This is a genomic window from Psittacicella hinzii, from assembly GCF_003585935.1.
In the GTDB taxonomy this organism is placed as follows: domain Bacteria; phylum Pseudomonadota; class Gammaproteobacteria; order Enterobacterales; family Psittacicellaceae; genus Psittacicella; species Psittacicella hinzii.
The window spans coordinates 1-5,690 of sequence record NZ_NRJG01000179.1; the positions used below are offsets into that span (position 1 = coordinate 1).

At 33.6% G+C, this 5,690-nt stretch carries 5 protein-coding genes; all 5 read right to left on the reverse strand.

The annotated features are described in order from the left end of the window. Positions 1-201: 201 nt before the first annotated feature. Entirely contained in the window at positions 202-1,116 is a 915-nt protein-coding gene (locus CKF58_RS07805) for a hypothetical protein (protein ID WP_119532648.1), read from the reverse strand. Between the two features lie 8 nt (positions 1,117-1,124). Then, on the reverse strand, positions 1,125-1,907 hold the full coding sequence (locus CKF58_RS07810; protein ID WP_119532650.1) for a hypothetical protein: 783 nt from the start codon (positions 1,905-1,907) through the stop codon (positions 1,125-1,127). Further along, positions 1,900-2,751 (reverse strand): 16S rRNA (cytidine(1402)-2'-O)-methyltransferase, encoded by an 852-nt coding sequence (gene rsmI / locus CKF58_RS07815; RefSeq protein WP_119532652.1) that lies wholly within the window; start codon positions 2,749-2,751, stop codon positions 1,900-1,902. The genes CKF58_RS07810 and rsmI overlap by 8 nt, the downstream gene beginning before the upstream one ends. A 57-nt stretch (positions 2,752-2,808) precedes the next feature. After that, positions 2,809-4,242, reverse strand: coding sequence for a nicotinate phosphoribosyltransferase (locus tag CKF58_RS07820; protein ID WP_119532654.1), 1,434 nt, complete (start codon positions 4,240-4,242; stop codon positions 2,809-2,811). Between the two features lie 82 nt (positions 4,243-4,324). Further along, positions 4,325-5,548: a beta-ketoacyl-ACP synthase I gene (gene fabB / locus CKF58_RS07825; RefSeq protein WP_119532656.1), complete on the reverse strand. Its 1,224-nt coding sequence runs from the start codon at positions 5,546-5,548 to the stop codon at positions 4,325-4,327. Between the last annotated feature and the right edge of the window lie 142 nt (positions 5,549-5,690).

Below are 5,690 nucleotides of genomic sequence, written 5' to 3' on the forward strand. Positions count from 1 at the left end.
AATGCGGGTAAATCTTAAGATTTCTTAAGATTTACCCGCATTTATTGCGATTTTTGTCTTATAGAATTTTCCTACTAAATTTTAAGTTACTTATATGCTTTTTAGCGCATTCAAGCAGCTTAAAAAAACTAGTTTCAAGACTATAAGTATGTCAAAGTTTTGATAAAAAGTTAAACGATCTCAAATATAAAATAGGTCAGACTAAGATTTTTCCTTGGCTTTTCTTTTATAAACGTAGATTACCATAAAGATAACAACGATATATAAATCTGTTAAAAAGCCGGTAATATAATCTGCAGCAAATTGATTTATAAAATCGGTAACGCTTGTTATATTTAAACTTGAACCAAGTATACTCATTAAAGCATATAGTAGGATCATTAACATTGGTGTAACTACTAACACAATTGAGACAAAGACAATTGAGTTAAAGAAATCAGCTGCTCGTACTGTAAAGAGATTTTTAAAATCAATAAAGTAACCAGCAAAAGATTTACGCTCAAAAATAGCTAAGGTAGTTACTATAATTGGCAGCATTATATTAAAAATTCTAAATAAGAGATAAAGAATAGATACTACAGCATCACCAAAATTATAGGTAATTGCACTTACAATAAACGAAATAGCCATAAAAACTAGGACAAACTGTAGTGAACGCCAAACCGCAAACAGTGAAATTTTTAATACTTGCCACGAAAATAATAAAATGAAAAAACTCTTAAAGGTTGTTGCAAGACTAACATGAGCTTTAAGGTCAGTTATTTCATATAAAGCTTTATTGTCGTTGCGACTTTCAAGCAATTGAGCTAACTCTTTCATGGCAATAATGATAATTGCAACGATTAAGCTATTAACAATCGCTTTAGCAATAATCCAACCAGTGTTATACACAGTTAGCTTTTCAATAAACGACATGGCGGTTAATTCTTCGATTTTAACCGTCTGGAGGTCTAATACTAAAGCAGGAAAAACTCTAATTAAATTTTCGAAATTATACTGAATAGTAATACCAATTAAAAAGATGCATGATAAAAATAACCAGTTGTTACCGAAAAATCTAAGAGCTAACCATAAGGTATTTACTTCTCGCTTTGGAGCATAGAAAGAAGGCTTCATAGTAGTGGTTAAAGTGCTATTTTTTGATTAAATTTGAACTGGAATAATGCTTGTAAAGCTACTAAGTACAATAAGAAGATAATTGGTACAAAGGCTTGGTTTATCGTGTAAACAATTAACTCTTTATCGAAGATAAAAGCCATAGTTGCAATAAAGGCAATCACGATAACTAAACCAAGTAAGTAACTCAAAATAATACTTAGAGAGTTTACGAGTAAGAAAATACTAAAATTCTTATAACTACGATTTTCTTTACCATTAACTAAACGATTAATGCGTAAGCTAGCGTATGGAAATAAGAAGAAAGCGTAAATACATAAGACAACTGTACGGAGATAAGTAAATACAGTGTTATTACTAATAATATTAAAATAGAATAGTTGATCACTTAAATAGTAAATGATAAAACCAGACCAATAAACAAGTAACGAAGTCCCTAAAAATAACATTTGTTTAGTTGCTTGCCAGAGACTGCGATTAAATATTGGATTTAAGGCTGGTTTATCTTGATAATTGTTTTGCGTTAATTCTCTTTGAGTATATAAAATCGAGAAAATCGAAATAGTTACCCCAAGAGCTAAGATTAACGAGATTGCAATCATTTCCAAATAGTAATATCTGATATTTTCACTACTTATATATGGAGCTGACACTTGTATTTGGTAAACGATAGTAATAAATAAGAACATTACAATCGAGACGCGCCAGTGTTTCATAATGATTGCAAAAGTGTCTAAGCCAATAAAGAATTTAACAGCTTTTAGATCTTTGTCTTCTGCTTGATTATTCATGTAGGTTCTTATAGTTGATTAGATAGTTGTAAACTTCAGTTTTATTTAGTTTGAATGCTTGTGCTATAGATTTTGCTAATTCTTTAGGTGGTAAAGAAAATGCAAGTTCATGTAAAAGCTCGGCGATTTCAGGGGTAAAGCTTGCTTGCTCTTGCAGCTCATTAGGAGCAACAATTACAACAAACTCGCCACGTGTATGATCATGATTTTCTTGTAAGTATGCAAGAATTTGTTGCGCTTGTGCTGTTTTAATTGTTTCAAACTGCTTAGTTAACTCTCGCGCAATACATACTACTCGTTCATTACCTAACACTTCAATTAAATCAGTAATCGATTCAATAATGCGATGAGTAGATTCGTAGAAAATACTCGTTGCTGAACTATCTTTAATTTGTTTAATTTTTTCTTTACGTTGTTTACTTTTAGCAGGTAAAAAACCATAAAAAGTAAAAGTATCAGATGGTAAACCACTGGCCGAGAGAGCTGCAATAAGAGCACTTGCTCCAGGAACAGGACTTACTTTAATATTCTGTTCATGACATAAACTAGTTAAATAATAACCTGGATCAGAAATTAAAGGTGTACCTGCATCCGAAACTAAAGCAATATTTTGTCCCTCGAGCAACATAGTTATAATTTTTGCTGCTGTTTGCTTTTCATTATGATCATGAAATGCCATTAAAGGTTTTTTAATCGCAAATTGCTGAAATAGCGGCGAACTATGGCGAGTGTCTTCACACAAAATTAAATCTACTTGCTGTAGAGTTTCAATGGCTCGAGGAGTGAAGTCTTGTAAATTACCTATCGGCGTCGAAACTATATAAAGTGTACCTTTGTATTGCATAATTTATTTAAGGAAAAAGGCAAATGTCCTTTATAAGTTTCCACTTGCCTTTATTGGTTATTTATCTGCGTAATATTCTACTGGAGTATGTAGATATTGAGCTGCTTTTTTACGAATGGTTGCAAAGTTAGTTGTACGAATAATTTTTCCGTCAAGGAAAACTACTTTTAATTGATCTTCATATGCTTCATATTCAGGATCATCTTCACGTACAGTTTTTAATTGATCGTCAACAATTACTAATTTTAAACGACCTTTTTTCGAAGTTTTTGAACTATCGGTAGCAGGTTGTTTAAATGCGTCATGCCATTCACCATTGATTTTCACTGCACTCGCTTTCATTGCAAAGCGGCAGGTGTCACGATTTACTTTTTGTTGTAACTCGGCACCCATACCAAAGGCTATATTTTCAATTGAATAACCATTGTCTTTTAAAACTTGACAGATTTTTAAAATAGAGTTGGTATTTACTCCATCACCTTGGATTAAGCGAATATATGGTGGTAGTACCTTGTAACCTTTACTGTTAACGCTAGCACCAAAAATCTTATCAAGTTTAGTAATTACTTCCAGAACAATCGTTGCAGGATCACCTGAATCAGGACGCACTACTAAAGTACCACCTGAATTTTTAATTTTTGCCACAATATCTGGACGAGCGATAAAAGTATCTAAAGCTTTATTAAGGTCATATGAATCTAAAACTAAACTTAGAATACCACCTTTAACCACAAATTGATCAATCATATGCTCATAAGCTTGATACTCATTTTCTTTACCCCAAGAAGTGACAGTTGAATGTTCAGCGGCTGGGATTGAATAACCAATCATACAAGCTGAATAATATTCTTGTCCTTCAAGAATTGAAAGAATGCTGTCAGTACCTTGGAAGTTTACTAAGTGAGCTAACCCACCAATTTCCGAAGTTTCGGTTGATGAAGCTCCACGTGCACCAAAATCGTGCAGTTTAAAGCTTAATTGATTTAATAGATCCTCTTCTGCTAAATCAGAAGTTTCTCTAAAATATTGATAAATATTCTGTTTGTTTTTAAAACTTAAGGTTGCAACTGTAGTTGGATACCATACTGCACGTAAAAGTGCAGTTTCGATGTAACTGGTTAACCAATAGCATTTTTCATCTGTATTAGTTACTTGTACCATCGGATTAGAAGCTGGCACAAGTGTACCTTCAGCTACAGCTTCAATTTTTAAAGGTAGATAACCTTGATGCTCGTGCAGGATGTACTCCCAACCTTCTTTATTAAAAGGTAAGCCATGAGCTGCTAAAAATTTTTCAGCTTGGTCAATATTAGCTTGAGTGATCGGCTTACTTAAGTATTTAGATAAAAATCTTTGCAAACCAAAAAAGATGGTATGTGAATATTTTCCACCTCTTGATTCAATGTAACTTGACACATTTTGTGTACCTGGTGGGTACTGATTAAAATGTGAGGCTTTATAGGAGTCGATATCTAGAATTGGATTGTACATAATCATCCTTTTATTGGAAATCTGTAGGCAAAAGTACAAAAGAAAGGCAGTTATTGCTAACTGCCTATAATGAAATTATTATCTATTGTTTAAAACGTTTAAACACTAGACTAGCATTAGTACCACCAAAGCCGAAACTATTTGACATAACAACATTAACTGGTTGGTCACGACGAGTTAATACTACATCAACGCCAGCTGGAACTTTTTCATCTAATTGTTCAATATTAGCTGAAGCTGCAATAAAATTATTATCAAGCATTAGTAATGAATAGATAGCTTCTTGAGCACCTGCAGCACCTAAACTATGTCCGGTTAAAGATTTAGTTGAAGAAACTGCTGGGCTCTTACCAGGGAATACTTCACTAATAGCTTGAAGCTCTTTTAAGTCACCTACTGGAGTAGATGTACCATGAGCATTAATATAATCAACTGGTTCATTTACAGTTGCTAAAGCTTGGCGCATACAACGTACAGCACCTTCACCTGATGGAGCAACCATATCATAGCCATCAGAAGTAGCACCATAACCTACAACTTCGGCATAAATTTTTGCATTACGTTTTAATGCATGTTCTAATTCTTCAATAACTAGAATCGCGCTGCCGCCAGCAATAACGAAACCATCACGGTTTTGATCATAAGCTCTAGAAGCTTTATTCGGCGATTCATTGTAGCTAGAAGAAAGAGCACCCATAGCGTCAAACATAGATGACATTTCCCATGATAGTTCTTCACCACCACCAGCAAATACTACATCTTGCTTGCCTAATTGGATTTGTTCCACTGCATTACCAATACAGTGAGCTGAAGTAGAGCAAGCTGAAGAAATTGTATAGTTTAACCCTTTAATTTTAAAGAAAGTAGATAAACATGCAGAAACTCCAGAACTCATAGTTTTTGTTACTGCGTAAGGTCCAATGGTTTTAATACCGCGTGGAGATTTAGCAGCATTATAAGCAGCAACTTGAGCAGCAGGTGAACCGCCACCAGCACCTACGATTAAACCTGTTCTTTCGTTTGAAATAATATCTTCAGAAAGATTAGCGTCTGCAATAGCTTGTTGCATTGCAACAAAAGCATATTGACTGCTTTCAGACATAAAACGTAATTGCTTGCGGTCAATGAAATCATTAGCATCGAAGTTTTGCACTTTACCAGCAACATGACTTCTCATACCCACTTCAGCAAATTCAGGCATATGTACAATGCCAGATTTTCCTTCTCGTAAGCTATTTAAAACTTCCTCTTTATTATTTCCAATACAAGAAATAATGCCGATTCCAGTTACAACCGCTCTTCTCATTATAAAATTTCCTATGTACTTTAAATGTTAACGCTAACATGTAGAGTTAGCTTAATTATAACACACTAAAGCTTTAACTGACTTATTTCCTACAAAATCCCTAAGTTTTTTATCTACAAGTTAGTACTTAGTAATCTAAGAA